General features: G+C 62.1%; 15 protein-coding genes. 7 read left to right on the top strand and 8 right to left on the bottom strand.

The annotated features are described in order from the left end of the window. Positions 1-193: 193 nt before the first annotated feature. Both BM321_RS11825 and BM321_RS11830 read left to right on the top strand, forming a co-directional pair. Positions 194-1,096 carry a LysR family transcriptional regulator gene (locus BM321_RS11825; protein ID WP_092442639.1) on the top strand — a complete coding sequence of 301 codons (903 nt, stop codon included), beginning with the start codon at positions 194-196 and terminating at the stop codon, positions 1,094-1,096. Between the two features lie 125 nt (positions 1,097-1,221). After that, on the top strand, positions 1,222-1,848 hold the full coding sequence (locus BM321_RS11830; protein WP_092442640.1) for a glutathione S-transferase family protein: 627 nt from the start codon (positions 1,222-1,224) through the stop codon (positions 1,846-1,848). Between the two features lie 151 nt (positions 1,849-1,999). On the opposite strand, the gene BM321_RS11835 is transcribed toward BM321_RS11830, so the two are convergent. The 8 genes from BM321_RS11835 to BM321_RS11870 are packed head-to-tail and all read right to left on the bottom strand — an operon-like array spanning position 2,000 to position 11,003. Then, positions 2,000-3,130, bottom strand: a complete 1,131-nt coding sequence (locus BM321_RS11835) for a glycosyltransferase family 4 protein (RefSeq protein ID WP_092442641.1) — start codon at positions 3,128-3,130, stop codon at positions 2,000-2,002. Next, positions 3,131-4,261: a glycosyltransferase family 4 protein gene (locus tag BM321_RS11840; RefSeq protein ID WP_092442642.1), complete on the bottom strand. Its 1,131-nt coding sequence runs from the start codon at positions 4,259-4,261 to the stop codon at positions 3,131-3,133. It abuts the gene before it with no gap. After that, positions 4,252-5,619, bottom strand: coding sequence for a glycosyltransferase family 4 protein (locus tag BM321_RS11845; RefSeq protein ID WP_092442643.1), 1,368 nt, complete (start codon positions 5,617-5,619; stop codon positions 4,252-4,254). The genes BM321_RS11840 and BM321_RS11845 overlap by 10 nt, the downstream gene beginning before the upstream one ends. Then, positions 5,616-6,881 carry an ABC transporter ATP-binding protein gene (locus BM321_RS11850; RefSeq protein ID WP_092442644.1) on the bottom strand — a complete coding sequence of 422 codons (1,266 nt, stop codon included), beginning with the start codon at positions 6,879-6,881 and terminating at the stop codon, positions 5,616-5,618. Before BM321_RS11850 ends, BM321_RS11845 begins: the two co-directional genes overlap by 4 nt. Continuing rightward, the gene (locus BM321_RS11855) at positions 6,881-7,678 is read right to left on the bottom strand and encodes an ABC transporter permease (protein WP_092200260.1); all 798 of its coding nucleotides are present in this window, start codon (positions 7,676-7,678) and stop codon (positions 6,881-6,883) included. Before BM321_RS11855 ends, BM321_RS11850 begins: the two co-directional genes overlap by 1 nt. Then, on the bottom strand, positions 7,678-9,120 hold the full coding sequence (locus BM321_RS11860; RefSeq protein ID WP_092442645.1) for a mannose-1-phosphate guanylyltransferase/mannose-6-phosphate isomerase: 1,443 nt from the start codon (positions 9,118-9,120) through the stop codon (positions 7,678-7,680). The genes BM321_RS11855 and BM321_RS11860 overlap by 1 nt, the downstream gene beginning before the upstream one ends. Positions 9,121-9,123: 3 nt before the next feature. Next, on the bottom strand, positions 9,124-10,092 hold the full coding sequence (gene gmd, locus BM321_RS11865) for a GDP-mannose 4,6-dehydratase (RefSeq protein ID WP_092330857.1): 969 nt from the start codon (positions 10,090-10,092) through the stop codon (positions 9,124-9,126). Beyond that, positions 10,089-11,003, bottom strand: coding sequence for a GDP-mannose 4,6-dehydratase (locus tag BM321_RS11870; RefSeq protein WP_092442646.1), 915 nt, complete (start codon positions 11,001-11,003; stop codon positions 10,089-10,091). The genes gmd and BM321_RS11870 overlap by 4 nt, the downstream gene beginning before the upstream one ends. A gap of 424 nt (positions 11,004-11,427) precedes the next feature. On the opposite strand from BM321_RS11870, the gene BM321_RS11875 reads away from it, so the two are divergent. The 5 genes from BM321_RS11875 to BM321_RS11895 are packed head-to-tail and all read left to right on the top strand — an operon-like array spanning position 11,428 to position 17,156. Further along, complete coding sequence (locus BM321_RS11875) at positions 11,428-13,047, top strand: glycosyltransferase (RefSeq protein WP_092442647.1); 1,620 nt, start codon at positions 11,428-11,430, stop codon at positions 13,045-13,047. Continuing rightward, complete coding sequence (locus BM321_RS11880) at positions 13,041-14,333, top strand: glycosyltransferase (protein WP_092442648.1); 1,293 nt, start codon at positions 13,041-13,043, stop codon at positions 14,331-14,333. The genes BM321_RS11875 and BM321_RS11880 overlap by 7 nt, the downstream gene beginning before the upstream one ends. Continuing rightward, complete coding sequence (locus BM321_RS11885) at positions 14,330-15,199, top strand: class I SAM-dependent methyltransferase (RefSeq protein ID WP_092442649.1); 870 nt, start codon at positions 14,330-14,332, stop codon at positions 15,197-15,199. Before BM321_RS11880 ends, BM321_RS11885 begins: the two co-directional genes overlap by 4 nt. Next, positions 15,196-16,350, top strand: a complete 1,155-nt coding sequence (locus BM321_RS11890) for an acyltransferase family protein (RefSeq protein ID WP_092442650.1) — start codon at positions 15,196-15,198, stop codon at positions 16,348-16,350. Before BM321_RS11885 ends, BM321_RS11890 begins: the two co-directional genes overlap by 4 nt. Next, on the top strand, positions 16,344-17,156 hold the full coding sequence (locus BM321_RS11895; RefSeq protein ID WP_072407604.1) for a class I SAM-dependent methyltransferase: 813 nt from the start codon (positions 16,344-16,346) through the stop codon (positions 17,154-17,156). Before BM321_RS11890 ends, BM321_RS11895 begins: the two co-directional genes overlap by 7 nt. Positions 17,157-17,251 lie beyond the last annotated feature (95 nt).

The following is a 17,251-nucleotide window of genomic DNA, read 5'->3' on the forward strand; positions in this document are numbered from 1 at the left end:
GGTTCTTCCTTCGGTCATGAAACTGTCATGAGGCGGGATGGTACCAAGGGCTATCGCCGCGGGTCGGGCCAATGTCCCGGTGTCCGGCTGCGCTAGGCTGTGGTTCACTGGCGCAGGTCTCTACAATGGCGGCGCAGCGCTGCTTTTGAGGTGCGCGGAAAAACTTGTATCAGGATTTCTCATCGGGGGATGGATGGACAGGTTCCAGGAAATGCAGGTTTTTCTCGCCGTGGCCCAGGAGTCGGGGTTTTCGGCGGCGGCGCGGCGCCTGGGCCTGTCGGCGGCCAGCGTCACGCGGGCGGTGGCAGGGTTGGAGCAACGCATCGGCACGCCATTGCTGGTACGCACCACCCGCAATGTGTACCTGAGCGAAGCCGGTCAGCGCTTTCTCGAGGACTGTCGGCGGATCCTGAGCGATTTGCAGGAAGCCGAGGATTCGGCGGCCGGCAGCCATGTCCAGCCCCGTGGGCAATTGACGATCACCGCGCCGGTGCTGTTCGGTCAGTCGTTTGTCACGCCGCTGCTGGTGGATTACCTGCATCGGTTCCCTGAGGTCAGCATCAACGCTTTGTTGTTGGACCGCACGGTCAGCCTGGTGGAGGAGGGCATCGACGTTGCCCTGCGCATTGGCGAGCTGCCGGACAGCAACCTGCACGCGGTGCGGGTCGGCGAAGTACGACGAGTGGTGTGCGGCTCCCCGGACTTCTTCGCACGTCACGGGCGGCCCCGGCATCCGGATGACCTGGAGCGAATGCCCGTGGTCGCGTCGTCGGCCATTGGCCAGGTCAAAAGCTGGACCTTCATCGACTCAGGCCAAGCGTTGGCCGTCCGGCCCGTGCCTCGGCTGGTGGTGACGGCCAACCAGGCGGCGATCACCGCCGCTTGCCAGGGGTTGGGAATGACGCGAGTCCTGTCTTACCAAGTGGCGGGCAACGTGGCCGCCGGCGAACTGGAAATCGTCCTGGCCGATTTCGAATTGCCGCCTCTGCCGATCCATGTGGTGTACCAGGGCGGACGCAATGCGCCGGCGCGGGTCCGCAGTTTTGTCGATTTTGTCGTCAGTGCATTGCGCGAACATCCGGCCTTGAGCGGCTGAAGCATTGTTTCTCTGGTTGAAATAATGGATTGCATTTCTGGGTGATTCTCTTGTTTTGGTCCGGAGCGGAAGATGACTCCATCGACGCCGTTGTGCTGATGGCGTCACTTCCTGCGGAGTCGACCATGAACCCTATCAAGCACTATCACTTCCCGCTGTCCGGCCATTCCCATCGCGTTCAATTGATGCTTTCGTTGCTCGGGCTACCGGTCGAAGAGGTCTTCGTCGACTTGGCCAAGGGCGCGCACAAACAAGCGGACTTCCTCGCGCTCAATGCGTTTGGCCAGGTACCGGTCATTGACGATGACGGCGTGGTGCTGGCGGATTCCAACGCGATCCTGGTGTACCTGGCGCACAAATATGGCAAGGGCCACTGGCTGCCCACCGATCCAGTCGGCGCCGCGCGGGTGCAGCGTTGGTTGTCGGCGGCGGCCGGGCCGATCCATGCGGGGCCGGCCACGGCGCGATTGATCACGGTGTTTGGCGCGGCCTACAACGCCGAGGATGTGATTGCCCGTTCCCACGCTGTGTTGAAAGTCATTGATCAGGAATTGAGCCGTCGTGATTTTCTGGCGGGTGATACGGCGACCGTCGCGGACATCGCCGGCTACAGCTACATCGCCCACGCACCGGAAGGCAATGTGTCGCTGCAGGACTACGCCCATGTGCGGGCCTGGCTGGCGCGGATCGAAGCCTTGCCCGGGTTCGTGGGCATGCCGCGTACGGTTGCCGGGTTGCAAAAGCACGCCTGAAACAGACCCGGTGGTGAGGGGGATCTTCACTGTCGGAGCAAGGCTTGCCGCGATGAAGGCACTGCGGTCTTTCAGAGATCGAGGTGCCTGTTTCGCGAGCAAGCTTTGCTCCCACACGGCAGAGATTTCTTTGCTCTATCGTGAGTTGGGATCAGGCGTAGGAAAGCGCCTTTTCCTCCAGCAGTTCCTCGTACAACTGCACCCACTTTTGGCCCATCTCTTCGGAGGTGAACAATTGGCGGTAACGGGCTTCGGCCTTGATGCCCATTGCCTGGGCCTGAGCCGGGTTTTCCCACAGGGTGCGCATCGCCTCGCGGAAAGCCTCGGGGTTACTGGGTGGCACCACCAGGCCGGTTTCGCCGTGGGTGTTGATGTAGCTGGTGCCGGTGCCGATTTCGCTGGAGATCATCGGTTTGCCGAACATCGCGCCTTCGAGCAGGGAGATGCCAAAGGCTTCGGAGCGCAGGTGCGAAGGAAACACGATGGCATAACTCAGTTCCAGCAATGCAACCTTGTCTTCGTCCCCCAGACGCCCGAGGAAGTGCAGGTTGCGCAGGCCCAGTGCCGCGGCCTGGGCATGCAGTTGTTTTTCCAGCGGGCCGGCGCCCACGATGACCACTGGGTAATCCACGCTTTTGAGGGCGTCGAGCAGGATGTGCAGGCCTTTGTAATAACGCATCACCCCCACGAACAAAAAGAAGCGCTCGCCCAGTTTTGCCTTCCACTGCGCCATGCGCTCGGCGTCAGGCTGTGGATAACTGGTCTTGTTCAGGCCGTAGGTGATGATCCGGGTCTTGGCGCTGTATTCCTTGAGCACATCGCTGGTGTGAACATAGTTCGGCGAGGCCGCGACGATACGGTCAGCGCCGCCCAGGAAGCGTCGCATCAGCGGCCGGTAGAGCTTGAGCAGGTGTCGTTGGCGAACGATGTCAGAATGGTAGGTCACGACGTAAGGTTTTTTCACGGCACTGCAAAAGTGCACCAGGTCCATGAACGGCCAGGGGAAGTGGTAGTTGATCACATCCGCTTCGGCGGCCAACTCACGGAATTTCTTGAAAACGCTGTAGGAGAAACCGGTGGACGCCAGTTGGAAGTCCATTCGGGCTTGGTGGACGACATGCTGTCGGAGCTGGATCGGTTCTGGTGATGGCTGCCCGCTCAGGGCCAACACGGTGTTATCGATGCTCAGCCGATCAGTGCTGTCGCAGAGTTGAAAAATCACCTGTTCGATGCCACCCATGGAATCAGGCAAATAGGTTTTGTAGAAGTGCAGGACTCGCATTCAACCTCCCAAGACCTGGCGATACGCGTGGGCAGTGACCTTTGCACAGCGTTCCCAGGAAAACAGCGCCGCTTGTTGCAATCCCGCTTCCCGACACGCCTGCCAGTGCAGGCGATCCTCAATCAACCGCTCCATGGCGTCGCGCATGCCGTGCGGATCGTCGGGTTCGCAGTAGATACCGGCTGGCCCGGCCACTTCCGGCATCGCCGAGCAGCGGGTGGTCATCACCGGCGTACCACTGGCCATGGCTTCAAGCACCGGCAGGCCAAAGCCTTCGTAGTACGACGGGAACACCAGTGCCCGTGCCCCCGCCAACAATTGGGCGACCTGTTCGTCAGGCAGGTAACCCGCCAGACAAACATGACCGCCAGCCAGGGCGCGTTTCAACTCATCATTGAGCTGCGCCTGTTGCCATCCGCTCATTCCTACAATGAACAAAGGAAAAGCCTGACGCAGGGATTCAGGGAGCCCGGCATGGGCGCGCAGGGCCAATGACAGGTTCTTGCGTGGCTCCAGGGTGCCGACGCAGAGAAAGTATCGGCCATGCTCCAGGCCATGGGCCTTGAGCACGGCGTCGATCGCTTCCGGTTCGCGCGGGTGGAAACGTGCCGCGACCCCCAGCGGCGCGACCCTCAGGCGCTCGGCGGTCAGGCCGAAATATTGCTGGGCTTCATCGGCGATGAACTGCGAGTCGGTCAGGATCAGCTGCGCCTGTTCCACCGCGCGGCTGAGTCGTCGCTCGATTTCCTTCAGGCGTGCCGGTGGTTGCGTCTCGGGGTAGCGCAGGTGCGTAAGGTCATGGAGGGTGATCACCGTCGGCCCTTCGAAGGCCAGCGGCCAAAGGCTGGGCTCATGATAAAGGTCGATAGCCTTTGAACGGCCCTGATCGAAGCGTTTCTGCTCCAGCCAGCGCCGCGCCTGATAGGCGCCCGGAACCCGTCGCAGCAATGGGCTCAGCCTTGAATAGCCAGGCTTGGCTGTTGGCGGCAATTGCGGGCTCCAGCCCCAACCGTGGAACAGTGACAACTGTACATCCGGCTCCTGGGTCAAGGCCGTCGCCAGTTCCGCTACGTAGTGGCCGATGCCGGTGCGTGGCGCCTGGAGAATGCGTGCGTTGAGGGCTATCCGCATGCTGTTTCCCGGTCGACGATGACTTCGTTAACGTGGCCCTCGATTCTTTCTACCAGTTGCGCACTGGCTTGGCGCCAGCTCAGCCATTGCCATTGATCCAGGTTGCGCCTGGCCGGGAATACCCCGGTGTGTTCCATGTCGATGACCAGGTTCGCCAGGCTTTGGGGATCGTCGAGATCGAAGTAGACCATGAAGTCACCGCCGATTTCCCGAAACACCGGGATGTCGCTGCCCATCGCCGGCAAGCCGCGTTGCATGGCCTCCACCAACGGCAGGCCGAAGCCCTCCACGTAGGACGGGAACACCAGCGCGGTGGAGTGCCGATAGGCGTGTTCCAGGCTTTGGTCCGCCAGGTTGTTGAACATGAACAGGCGGCTGTCGAGCTGTGGATGACGCTGGATACGTTCGATCAGGGCTTCGCATTTCCAGCCGATTTTCCCGACGATGCATAACCGTGCTTGTGAACCGGCGGCCCAGGCCCGCTCGAACGCATCGATCAGGTAGGCATGGTTTTTCCGCGGTTCGATGGTGCTGACCATCAGGAACACCGGCTCAGGGCGCTTGAACAGCCGCAGCAAGTTCGGGTCGACGGCGTCAGTGGTGTCGATCAGGTCCAGTTCGCTGCCCAAGTGGAAATAGTCGAACCAGCGCTCGCGCACCTGTTGCTCGCCAATACGCCGGACCATTTCCTGGCGAAGCTGGTCGCGGATGGTGGTGGAGATGGCGATGTAGCCGTCGGCGGTGCGGGCGATCCAGTCGAACCAATGGTTGAACACCTTGACCAGTCCGGCATCGCAGAATTGTGGATGGGTCAAGGGAATCAGGTCATAGATCACCGAGATGATCCCGACGCCATCACGCTTGAGCTGTTCGGCCAGGGGAAAGAAACCTGAGTGCCAGGAAGAGTCCAGCAACACCAGTTGATCGCCGGCTCGATGTGCCAGCGGTACGCTGCGCGCCGGGGCAGGCTTGCGTTTGAGCAGGCGATCGAGGATTCGAATGGGGAGGCTCAGGCACCCCAGGGCGAACAGTCGGCAAGCAACGTACAAGAAGCGACGTGCCCAGACCGAATGGCTGAAGGGGCGTCGCCGTTCGAGGGTCCGCTGCCTGAGCCAGAACAGATTGGCGAACTGGACCAAGCGTGCTCGCAGGCCGGCCAGATCCCATCCATTCGTGGGCAGGGGGGCTAGGCTTATCACTTCATACAGCTTGCCCTGCAGCATCACCACGGGAATGCATTCGCGGTCCTGGTCCTTGGCCGGCAATTCGCGAATGACGTTGCGCACCACTCGCTGAATGCCGGAGTTGTCATTCGGGTGGTCGTATACGTAGGTGCAATCCACCAGCAAACGGCTCATGGCAACTCCTTTTGCGGCAACGCCTCGACGGCAATCTGGCTCGAACGCTGGATACTGGTCCGGGCCTGGAGCCAGGAGCAGCCGACGAAATCCTCCTGGCGATTATTGATGACGTGAAACACCAGCCCGTAGTCGCGCCATTCGAAATTACGGTCCAGGTGCGAGTCCAGTCGCGACAGGCTGAGCGCGACGGAGTAATTGCCCTTGCCCAGGCGCATGTCAAAACTGAAACGGAAGGTGATCTGTTCGCCGGCCTTGAGGTCGGTCACGGCTTTGTCCTGGCGATGGGTATTGATGCCGTACATGGGCTGGCCAAGGCGGTCCTTGATCAAAAAGCCCAGCACCAGCCGCTCGATGTCCTGGCGGATTTCAACCCGCACTTGCAACACCATCGGCTGGCCGATCTCGGCGACTTCCACCGACTGGCCCTGGCTGTTGAGCAATTGCACATCGACGATACCGGCCTCGCCGGTGCCGGAAATCGTGCGTATCTGGCCGTTGGCGAGCATCTCCTGGCGAACCACCTGGCCCTCGCGCTGGGCCAGCATCGCGTTGTAGTAATCCATCACCTCTTCCGGCTTGCCGCGCATGGCTATGCGCCCGTGTTCGAGCAGGATGGCGGTGTCGCAGATCGACTGGATCGCCGAGCGATCGTGGGACACGATCAGCAGCGTGGTGCCGGCCTTGCGGAAACTGCGGATGCGCTCGAAGCTCTTGTGCTGGAAGTAGGCATCGCCCACCGACAGCGCTTCGTCGACGATCAGGATGTCCGGGCGTCGGGCGGTGGCAACGCTGAACGCCAGGCGCATCTGCATGCCGCTGGAGTAGGTGCGTACCGGCTGGTCGATGGCCTCGCCGATTTCGGCGAACCCCTCGATTTCGGGCATCAACGCTTCGATTTCTTCCACGTGCATCCCCAGCAACTGACCGGCCATGAACGCATTCTGGCGGCCGGTGAAGTCTGGATGAAAGCCCATGCCCAATTCCAGCAACGCGGCGACGCGGCCTTGCAAGTGGATGTGGCCGCAGGTGGGTTGGGTGGTGCCGGTGATCATCTTGAGCAACGTGCTTTTGCCGGCACCGTTGACCCCGACGATGCCGACGGCTTCCCCGGGCTGAATCTCGAAGTCCACACCTTGCAGGATCCAGTGCAGTTGATGGCGCTGGCGAGAAAAGGGGACCAACCACTCGAACAGCCGGCTCCAGCGGTTTGGATACTGCTTGTAGGCCTTGCCCAGGCCGGTGACGCGCAAATGTCCCATCAGAGTTCATCCACCATTTCACCGCCGCGCCGGCGAAACATGCGCAGGCCCAAGGCACACAACAACAGGGCCACCACCAGCAACGGCACCAGCGAACTCCAGACCGGCCACTGGTTGTAGAGAAACAGGTTCTGGTAGCTCTGCATCAGGGCGGTCATGGGGTTGAAGGCGAGCAGTCGCTGGATCGATGGCGGCAGGATCGTCATCGGGTAAACGATCGGCGTGAGCCAGAACCAGAATTGCAGGCAAATGCCGAACAACTGCCCGACATCGCGGAAAAACACATTGAGAATCCCCAGCAGCATGCCCAGCCCGGCGGCGAACATCACTTGCAGGGCCAGCAGCGGCACCAGGGCCAGCAAGGTCATGCCTGGCCAGCGCCCGGTGATCAGCAGGAAACCGAGAAAGAGCCCGAGGATGATCGCGAAGTTGATCCCCGCGTTGAACAGCACGATCACCGGCAGGCAGATCCGCGGGAAGCTGATCTTTTTTAGCAGGTTGGCGTTTTCCAGGAACATGCCCTGGCTGCGGGTGGTGATTTCCGCGAACAACCCCCAGGTCAGCAGCCCGGCACAGAGGTAGACGCTGTAGGCCATGCCATCTTCGACCCCGGGCAGGCGGGCACGCATGATGTGGGAAAAAATCACCGTATAGACGAGGATCATCGACAACGGGTTGAGCACCGTCCACAACGCGCCGAACAACGAGTTGCGATAGCGAGCCTGAAACTCGCGCTTGACGCTGCCCAGGACGAAGCCGCGGTAGCTCCACAGTGAGCGTTGCAAGGCCAACAGCATCAGACGGCCCTGCCGTAGTGGTCTTCGAAGCGGACGATGTCGTCTTCCCCGAGGTATTCGCCGCTCTGGACCTCGATGATGACCAGGTCGATGACACCAGGGTTTTCCAGGCGATGCTTGTGGCCGGCGGGAATGAAGGTCGATTCGTTCTTGGCGACCAGGTGCGAGCCCGAACCGTTATTGGTGACCTTGGCCATGCCTTCGACCACTACCCAGTGTTCGTTGCGGTGATGGTGCATTTGCAGCGACAGCGATGCGCCAGGCTTGACCACGATGCGCTTGATCTTGAAACGTGGACCTTCTTCGAGGACGGTATAGCTGCCCCATGGACGGCTGACCGTGCGATGCAGGCGATAGGCTTCGTGGTCCTTGTCCTTGAGTTGCCGGGCGACGCGACGAACATCCTGGGCGCGGTCGGCATGGGCCACCAGCACGGCGTCGGCGGTGTCGATGATGATCAGGTTTTCCACGCCCAGGGCGGCCACCAGGCGGCTGTCGCTCTGAACGAAGTTGTTCTGGCTGTCGATGAACAGGGCTTCGCCGGTGGTGCGGTTGTTTTGCCCGTCGGCGGGTACCAGGCTGGCGATGGCGCTCCAGGAACCGATGTCGCTCCAGTCGAAGGCGGCCGGGATCACCACGACATTGGCTGAGCGCTCCATCAGGGCGTAGTCGATGGAGATGTCCGGCATTTCGGTGAAATGCGCCGGGGACAATTCCTGCTGAACACAACCTGAGGTTTCCACCGCCGTGCTGGCTGTGACACAGACGCGCGCCTGTTCCAGCAGCTCGGGGGCGTGGGCGTGCAGCTCCGCCAACAGGGTCTTGACCGAGAAGCAGAACATCCCCGAGTTCCACAGGAAACGCCCACTTTCCAGGTACTGGGTGGCGGTCTGCAAGTCGGGCTTTTCGACAAAGCGCACGACCTTGGCCGCGCCCTTGGTATCCAGGGGCTGGCCCCGTTCGATGTAGCCGAAGCCGGTTTCCGGCGCCGAGGGCAGCACGCCGAAGGTCACCAGATGGCCGTTTTTGGCCAGCTCCACGGCGTGCTCAACGGATGCCTTGAAAGCCGCCTCGTCCTTGATCAAGTGATCGGCAGGCATGACCACCAGGATCGCCTCGTCGCCGTGCAAGGCCTGTACCGCGAGGGTGGCCGTGGCAATGGCCGGCGCGGTGTTGCGGCCCGTGGGTTCAAGTACGAAGTGACCGCGATAGCGCTCCAGGTGGGCGCTTTGATAATGATCGCGGCTCTGGAAGTAGTACTCGCGGTTGGTGACGGTAACGATATCGCCCCGGCCGTCGAACAACCCCGCCGCACGCCGGTAGGTCTTGCTCAGCAGCGACTGGCCGTCGGGCAAGAGCATGAAGGGCTTGGGATGGCCCTCGCGGGACACCGGCCACAACCTCGTCCCGGCACCGCCGGAGAGAATCACGGGAATGAGCATGGCCTACTCCTTGGCGACGCGTTTCATGTCCGCATCCATCATCATGCGGATCAGGGTGTCGAGGTCGGTCCGAGGCTTCCAGCCCAGGACGCGTTGTGCCTTGGCCGGGTTGCCGAGCAACACCTCGACTTCGGCCGGGCGGAAAAACGCCGGGTCGATCTTGACGAAGTCACGGTAGTCCAAGCCCACGTGTTCGAAGGCAATCTTGCACATCTCGCGCACGGTGGTGGTGACGCCGGTGGCCACCACGTAATCGTCGGGGCTGTCCTGCTGCAACATGAGCCACATGGCCTCGACGTAGTCGCCGGCAAAGCCCCAGTCGCGCTTGGCGTCGATATTGCCCAGGCGCAATTCCTGCTGCCTGCCCTGCTTGATGCGCGCAGCGGCATCGGTGACCTTGCGAGTCACGAACTCGATGCCGCGCAGCGGTGATTCATGGTTGAACAGGATGCCGCTGCTGGCATGCAGGCCGAAGCTTTCCCGATAGTTGACGGTGATCCAGTGGCCGTACAGTTTCGCCACGCCATAGGGGCTGCGTGGATAGAACGGGGTGTGCTCGTCCTGTTGCTCGGCCTGGATCAGGCCGAACATTTCGCTGGTGGAGGCCTGGTAGAAGCGGGTCTGCACACTGAACTGGCGAATGGCTTCGAGCAGGTGGGTAACCCCCAGCCCGTCGACGATCCCGGTGGTCACCGGCTGGTCCCAGGAGGCCGCGACGAAACTTTGCGCGGCCAGGTTATACACCTCGTCCGGTGCCGACTTGATCACCGCCCGTTGCACCGAGCAGGCATCGGCCATGTCACCGTCCAGGTAAACGATGTCCTGTTCGATGCCCATCTCTCGCAGCCGCCAGCGCGAGTCGCTGCTGCGTCGCGCCACCAGGCCGTGGACTTTGTAACCCTTGTCTAGCAGCAATTTGGCCAGATACGCGCCGTCCTGGCCGGTGATCCCCGTGATCAATGCACTTTTCATTCTTGTCGTACCCGTATCTCCCAGTCGGACAGGATCGCCCGCAAGGATTGTTGTGTTGTTGTTTCGGGCGTCCATCCGGTGGCCTGTCGTAGCTTGGCTGGGCTACCACAGACGCGACGCTGTTCTGCACGGCGAAGACGCGCAGGGTCCTGGATCAGTTGCACATCGACCTGGGCGAGATCGCCCAATTGTTCGATCAGGCTGCGAATGCTTTGCTCGCGACCCGAGCAGATGTTGTAGACCTGCCCCGGGGCGCCTTTTTCCAGCAGGGTCAGGTAGGCCGAAATCACATCGGCGACATCGAGGAAGTCGCGGGTGACGTCGATATCGCCCACTTGCAGCCGGGACGGTTGCAGGCCCAGCTTGATCCGGCTGATCTGCCGGGCGGCGCTGGCAATGACGAAGCTGTCCTTCTGGCCGGCACCGATGTGATTGAACGGGCGGGCCACCAGCACCGGCCAGCCTTCGCTCATGCCCCACTGCAGGCTCAGCAGTTCGGCCGACAGCTTGCTCACGGCATACGGGTTGCGCGGGGCGGGCGGTTGCAGCTCGGTAATCGGCAGCCGGTCTTCGCCGACCTGGCCATAGACATCACCGGAGCTGACATACAGGAATGTGCCGGTGAAACCCCGGGCCTTGAGGGCCTGGAGCAGGTTCAAGGTGCCCAGCAGGTTGATGTGCAGGGTGCGCGCCGGATCGCGAAAGGCTTCAGGCACAAAGGTTTGCCCGGCCAGGTGGATCACGGCGTCGGGAACCTCGGGCCAGAGGCCCTCCAGGGTCTTGGCCTCCATCAGGTCGTAGCGTGCGGCGACAGGCATCACCTGCCACGCCGAATCATGACCGTTCAGTCGAGATTTGAGGTGACGTCCAACGAAACCGCTGAGGCCCGTAACGAACAGACGTTTTTTCAAGCTCCAGCCCCCTTGACGGTTGCTTCGTCTATTGCGGACTGAGTGGGAAATTTCCGTAAGATCGGGGAAAAGTCACTCAACGATTAGCCTAGAGAAGCGTTTGTTGTAGTTGTTTGGTTGCCAATCTGTGCCAATTTCGCAGCAATTTCAACCGCGCAAATCGTGACCGGTCAGTTCTCATATTTATAGCGGGTTTATTCTTGCCGGGCGGTTCACGAACCCTCGGCGGATGTGTTTAGAATGCCCCTCGTCACGCTGTCCCTGGTTTCGATCTTCGAGATGAACCCAGGGGCGGGACCATAAAAAAACAAGAACGAGACGGGTAGCGAGATGAACGATGCGTGGCGGCCCCCGGGCCGGCGCGATGCGTGACTCGACCGTCATGAAGTGGGCCGCCGGGACGGCGGCGCCATGATGGGATGCCATGAATTTCATTCTTTACTCGGACGTAAACGATCACTCCATCACCCAGAGCCTCGGCCGCCCTGAGTACAGCTATTACTTCGTGCTCAAGGCCTATCGTCCTGTGCTGGAAAGCCTGGGGCCGGTGCATGTGGTGTCGTCGGTCGCCGAGGTCGATCCGCTGTATCAAACCTTGCAGCAGGCCGGGCAGGACTGCTTGTTCCTTTCGTTTTCACCCCCGCACAAGACGCCGCTGGACCTGCTTTGCCCGATGGTCTGCGTGGTGGCCTGGGAGTTCGATTCGATCCCGGCCGAGCACTGGGACGACGACCTGCGGCATGACTGGAGTCGCACGCTGGCCCGTCATGGCCGGGTGATTACCCTGTCCAGCCATACGGCCGAGGCGATCCGCCGGACCTTGGGCGAGGATTTCCCGGTGCTGGTATTGCCCACGCCGCTGTGGGAGCGTTTCGCGGCGGTTCGTGAGCAATACCCGAGCCTGCCGATCAACCCGGGAACGACCTTGCAGATCAAGGGCTGCATCATCGACAGCCGGCCCCTAGGGCTGTCGGCCGATGGCTTGATCGCGCCGATCCTCGAAGAAGTGCCGGAACCGGAACCGGAACCGGAACCGATCATGGAGCCACCCCCTCTGTCTTGGCGGCGGCGCGCATTCATTTCTCGCCATTACCTGCGCGAAGTCATCCGCGCCTTCACCGGCAAGCGCGAGCAGGGGCCCGTGTGGCTGTGCAAACACAACCTGCTGTGCTGGTATCGCGAGGCGGTCCGCGACCTGATACCCGTGCCGGTGCGCGTTGCCACCAGCAGGATCCTGAGGGGGACGGCACCGCTGCCGGTGGCCGTCGAGCCCGCTCCAGAGCCTACCCCTGAACCGGCGGCACCGGCCCATCCCCAGGCCGTGCTGCCGGACACCCACCAAGTGGTGGAAACCGAAGTCAGCGGCGTGGTGTACGTCAGCGTGTTCAACCCCGATGATGGGCGCAAGAACTGGCATCAGTTGGTCACCGCATTCTGTTGGGCCCTGCGTGACGTCGAGGACGCCACGCTGGTGCTGAAGATGACCCAGAACGACTTGTCGACCTACTACGTCGAGCTGTTGACGCTGCTGTCCCAGCTGTCGCCGTTCAGTTGCCGGGTGGTGGTGATGCACGGTTACCTCGAGGACGAACAGTTCGCCCGGCTGTATGGCGCCGCGAGTTTCTACGTCAATGCGTCCCGCTGCGAGGGCCTGTGCCTGCCGTTGATGGAGTTCATGTCCTGTGCACGCCCCGTCATCGCGCCGGACCACACAGCGATGCGCGATTACATCGACGCCGAGGTGGCCTTCATCGTCAAGTCCAGTCGCGAACCGACCATCTGGCCGGAAGACTCGCGCATTTTGTATCGCACCCTGCGCCATCGACCCGACTGGGGTTCATTGAAACTCGCCTACCAGCAGAGCTACGCCATGGCCAAGCACCAGCCGCTGGCCTACCAGGCCATGGCCGCTGCCGCGAACGAGCGGATGCGCCGCTATTGCGCGTTCGCCCCGGTGCAGCAGCGCCTGGCGGATTTCCTGGCTGAGCCAGGCTGTGACGAAGGGCTGCCGCTGGCGGTCCAGGCAGGTACCGCCTCATGTTGATCATCATTTATTCGGAAACCAACCAGAGCAACATTCTGGAAAACCTCGGCAAGCCCGAGTACAGCTATTACTTCGTGCTCAAGGAGTTTCGCCCGGTGCTGGAGCGGTTGGGGCGGGTGGTCGAAGTGACCCGGCCTGACGAAGAGGTCGATCAGCTGTACGCCGACTGCCTGGGGCGTGGCGAGGATTGCGTATTCCTGTCGTTTTCACCGCCTCATCGCACCGCTGCCCACTACGCTTGCCCGACGATTCCGGTGTTTGCCTGGGAATTCAGCACCATCCCTACCGAAAGCTGGCAGGGCGAGGCCCGGCACGACTGGCGAGTGGTCTTGGGCGCAACCGGCATGGCGATCACCCATTCCAGCTTCACCGTCAACACCGTTCGTGAGGTGATGGGCGCGGACTTTCCCATCGCCGCTGTCGCCGCGCCGGTATGGGACCGCTTCGCCGCCCGTGGCGCGGTGCTGGCCCAGCGGCCGACCGTGGATCACATGCGCCTGCAATTGCGTGGCCTGCTGATCGACAGTCGCACCACCGACCTGCGGCCTTATGGCCCACCGGTGCATCAGGCCGGCACGCCGCTGGTGCTGGACGGCCCGGCCGGGGATTGCGAGTTACTGCTGGACGGCGTGATCTATACCTCGGTGTTCAACCCCTACGACGGGCGCAAGAACTGGAAGGACATGATCAGCGCATTTTGCGCGACGTTTCGCGATGTTCCTGACGCCACCCTGGTGCTCAAGCTGACTCACCACGATGTCACCGCCGCGCTCACCGACATGCTCCACCACGTCTACAAAAACCAGTCGTACCGCTGCCGCATCGTGCTGATTCACGGTTACCTGGCGGACGCGGACTACGAACGGCTGGTGGAAGCCACCCGGTACGTGGTCAACAGTTCCTATGGCGAAGGGCAGTGCCTGCCGTTGATGGAGTTCATGTCCTGCGGCCGTCCGGCGATTGCGCCGTTGAACACGGCGATGGCCGACTACATCGATCACGACAATGCCTTCGTGGTGGATTCGACCGAGGAACTGACCGCCTGGCCCCACGACCCGCGTGCGGCTTACCGGACCCTGCGTTATGTCACCGATTGGGACTCGCTGTGCTCGGCCTACCGCGCCAGCTACGACGTGGCTAAAAATGACCCCGAGCGTTATCGCCGCATGTCGGCCCATGCCGTGCGCAGCCTGGAGAAATTCTGCAGCCAGGCCAACGCCGAGCAGCGTTTGCGGGCATTTTTCGAACAACTGTCCGAGCGTCGCCGGAACGCGGCGCAGCCATGATCCGGCGATGGTTGGCCGGGCGCAGGCCAGTGGCGCCTCCGCCAGTGCCACCGGTGGCCGTTTCGCCCCGGGATGCCGGCCTGTACGACGCGATGCTCGACGGCTGGTTTCGCAGTGAAACCGGCGAATTGCTCAAGGGCTTTGCCATCACGGCCGGCGATACCTTGCTGGATGTGGGCTGCGGCGAAGGTGTGGCGACGCTGTTTGCCATGCGTCAGGGCGCGTCCGTGATCTTTACCGACAGCGAACAGGACAAGGTGCGCGACCTGGCTCGCCAAGTCGAAGCCCAGGCTGCCGCGCCGTTCCTGGGGTTGGTCAGCAACAGCCTGCCGCTGCCCTTGGCCGATGGCTGTGCGAACAAGATCGTCTGCATGGAAGTGCTCGAGCATATCCATGAGCCCGAGCCGTTCATGGCCGAGCTGGTGCGCATGGGCCGCCCCGGGGCGCAGTATCTGCTCAGCGTGCCGGCCTCGGTGGGCGAGCATTTGCAGCAAGGCATCGCGCCGCCGGGCTATTTTCAAGCGCCCAACCATGTGCAGATTTTCAGTGCCGAACGATTCGCCGCGCTGGTGGAGGACGCCGGGCTGGTGATCGAGCATCGCCAGGCCAGCGGGTTTTTCTGGGTCATGGGCATGATTTTCTTCTGGGCCAGCGAACGAGCGGCGGGCCGGGACCTCGAGGGTGCCGTGCGCGACCGTATCCAGGCACCGTATCCGCCGTTGATGGAGCGTTGGGCGAGCCTCTGGCAGGACTTGTTGACGCAAGCCGACGGCCTGGTGATCAAGCAGGTGCTGGACCGGTTCATGCCCAAGAGCCAGGTCATCATCGCGCGTAAACCCGATCTTTCTTCCGGGAGTACTTCATGAGCGGCAAGCGGATCCTGGACATCGAATTGCTGCGCGCCGTCGCGGTGATCGGCGTGCTGTTCCATCACCTGCAGGGCATGCCGTTTCCTGGCGGATGGCCGCGCCTGGCGGCCCTGGCCGACAGTTTCCAGCTGTGGTGGGGCGTGGACCTGTTTTTCGCGATATCCGGGTTCGTCATCGGGCGCAGCCTGATTCCGCAATTGCGTCGCTGCGACAGCCCCCGGCAATTCTGGGCCGTCACCCGGGAGTTCTGGATTCGCCGGGCGTTTCGCCTGTTGCCGTCGGCCTGGCTCTGGCTGCTGCTGGTGTTGTTCGCGGTGTTCTTCCTGAACCGCTCCGGCGCGTTCGGCAGCGTGCAGGCCAACCTGCAGGCGACCCTGGCCGGTTTCCTGCAATTCGCCAACCTGCGTTTTGCCGATGCGTTCATGCAGTATGAATACGGCGCGAGCTTCGTGTACTGGACGCTGTCGTTGGAAGAACAGTTCTATTTGATTCTGCCGCTGTTGGTGTTCGTCTCGCGTCGCTATTTGGTGTGGGTGTTGCTGGCGGTGGTGCTCGTGCAGTTTTTCACCTGGCGGGGCCTGTGGCTGTCGGTGATCCGTACCGATGCCTTGGCGCTGGGTGTGTTGTTGTCGATCTGGAGCCTGCGGCCCAGCTACTGGCGCTTCGAGCCCACGTGGCTGCGCCACCCGCCCCTGGGTGTGCTACTGGTGCTGGGCCTTGGTGGCGTGATGGCCTGGATCGCGACCGAGCACTTCAATTTGGCGTTCTACCGTCTCGGGGTCATTGCGGTGCTCAGCGCCGTGCTGGTCTGGGTGGCCTCTTACGATCGGGATTACTTGTTGCCCCGCGGTCGGCTGAAAACGGCGCTGACCTGGGTGGGCAGTCGTTCCTATGGGATCTACCTGATCCACATCCCGGTGTTTTTCCTGCTGCGCGAGTTGTGGTTTCGTTTCGCCCCCTTGGGCTCGCCGGACCCGGCAAGTCATCCCTGGCCGGCCCTGGCGTGTGCGTTGTTGCTGATCGGGCTGTTGAGCGAACTCAACTACCGCTGGGTCGAAATGCCCATGCGCAATCGTGGCGCCCGGTTGGTTGAACGCTTGTCCGCCGCCCGAACCGTCCTTCCTGTTTCTGGAGCCCCGTCATGCTGAGCCTTTTGAAGAAACTCACCACGGGCACGCCCGCGCCCGCCGAACCGGTGGCCGAGAAAGTCGACCCGTATATGCTCGGGTTGCACGATGCGATGCTCAGCGGCTGGTTCAACCAGCAAACCGGCGAACTGTTCACGGGTTTCCCTGTGACGCCTGAGGACACGTTGCTGGACGTGGGGTGCGGCGACGGCGGCAACGTGCATTTTTGCGGAATGCGTGGGGCGAAGATCATCATCGCCGACATCGACGCGGCCAAGGTCGAAGCCACGCGCCAGCGCTTGAGCGACACCCCGGCGCGCGGCGTCGAGTGCCATGTGACCGACTGCAACCCGCTGCCCATTGCCGATGCCACGGCCACCCGGGTGGTGTCCACCGAAGTCATCGAGCACGTCGACGACCCGGCGCAGTTCCTCGCCGAACTGGTGCGGGTCGGCCAGCCCGGCGCGCTGTACCTGCTGAGCGTGCCGCACCCCAGCTCCGAAGACCTGCAAAAAGACATCGCCGCGCCGGAGTACTTCCGCAAGCCCAATCACATTCGCATCATCAGTGAAGAGCAGTTCAAGGCGATGGTCAGCGAGGCCGGGCTGGAGGTGTTGAGCCACAGCCAATACGGGTTCTATTGGTCGATGTGGATGCTGTTGTTCTGGGAGGCCAAGGTCGACTTCAGCAACGCCGATCACCCGTTGCTCAATCACTGGGCCGACACCTGGCAAGCGGTGCTGAACTCACCGCGCGGGGCGCAGATCAAGCAGGCGCTGGACGCGGTGGTGGCCAAGAGTCAGGTGATTATTGCGCGTAAGCCTTGATGACGTGGGTAGGCCTCAACCCTGTGGGAGCGAGCTTGCTCGCGATAGCGTTGGTTCAGCCGCCTATAGATTGACTGACCCACCGCTATCGCGAG

Origin of the sequence: Pseudomonas sp. NFIX10 (assembly GCF_900111955.1) — a bacterium.
Classification (GTDB): Bacteria; Pseudomonadota; Gammaproteobacteria; order Pseudomonadales; family Pseudomonadaceae; genus Aquipseudomonas; species Aquipseudomonas fluorescens_AA.

Excerpts from the sequence above, each read along its gene's own strand:
- BM321_RS11855 (WP_092200260.1), bottom strand. The coding sequence starts at position 7,678 with ATGCTGTTGGCCTTGCAACGCTCACTGTGGAGCTACCGCGGCTTCGTC.
- BM321_RS11840 (WP_092442642.1), bottom strand. The coding sequence starts at position 4,261 with ATGCGGATAGCCCTCAACGCACGCATTCTCCAGGCGCCACGCACCGGC.
- BM321_RS11830 (WP_092442640.1), top strand. The coding sequence starts at position 1,222 with ATGAACCCTATCAAGCACTATCACTTCCCGCTGTCCGGCCATTCCCAT.
- BM321_RS11880 (WP_092442648.1), top strand. The coding sequence starts at position 13,041 with ATGTTGATCATCATTTATTCGGAAACCAACCAGAGCAACATTCTGGAA.
- BM321_RS11895 (WP_072407604.1), top strand. The coding sequence starts at position 16,344 with ATGCTGAGCCTTTTGAAGAAACTCACCACGGGCACGCCCGCGCCCGCC.
- BM321_RS11825 (WP_092442639.1), top strand. The coding sequence starts at position 194 with ATGGACAGGTTCCAGGAAATGCAGGTTTTTCTCGCCGTGGCCCAGGAG.
- BM321_RS11860 (WP_092442645.1), bottom strand. The coding sequence starts at position 9,120 with ATGCTCATTCCCGTGATTCTCTCCGGCGGTGCCGGGACGAGGTTGTGG.
- BM321_RS11845 (WP_092442643.1), bottom strand. The coding sequence starts at position 5,619 with ATGAGCCGTTTGCTGGTGGATTGCACCTACGTATACGACCACCCGAAT.
- BM321_RS11875 (WP_092442647.1), top strand. The coding sequence starts at position 11,428 with ATGAATTTCATTCTTTACTCGGACGTAAACGATCACTCCATCACCCAG.
- gmd (WP_092330857.1), bottom strand. The coding sequence starts at position 10,092 with ATGAAAAGTGCATTGATCACGGGGATCACCGGCCAGGACGGCGCGTAT.
- BM321_RS11835 (WP_092442641.1), bottom strand. The coding sequence starts at position 3,130 with ATGCGAGTCCTGCACTTCTACAAAACCTATTTGCCTGATTCCATGGGT.
- BM321_RS11850 (WP_092442644.1), bottom strand. The coding sequence starts at position 6,881 with ATGGGACATTTGCGCGTCACCGGCCTGGGCAAGGCCTACAAGCAGTAT.
- BM321_RS11885 (WP_092442649.1), top strand. The coding sequence starts at position 14,330 with ATGATCCGGCGATGGTTGGCCGGGCGCAGGCCAGTGGCGCCTCCGCCA.
- BM321_RS11890 (WP_092442650.1), top strand. The coding sequence starts at position 15,196 with ATGAGCGGCAAGCGGATCCTGGACATCGAATTGCTGCGCGCCGTCGCG.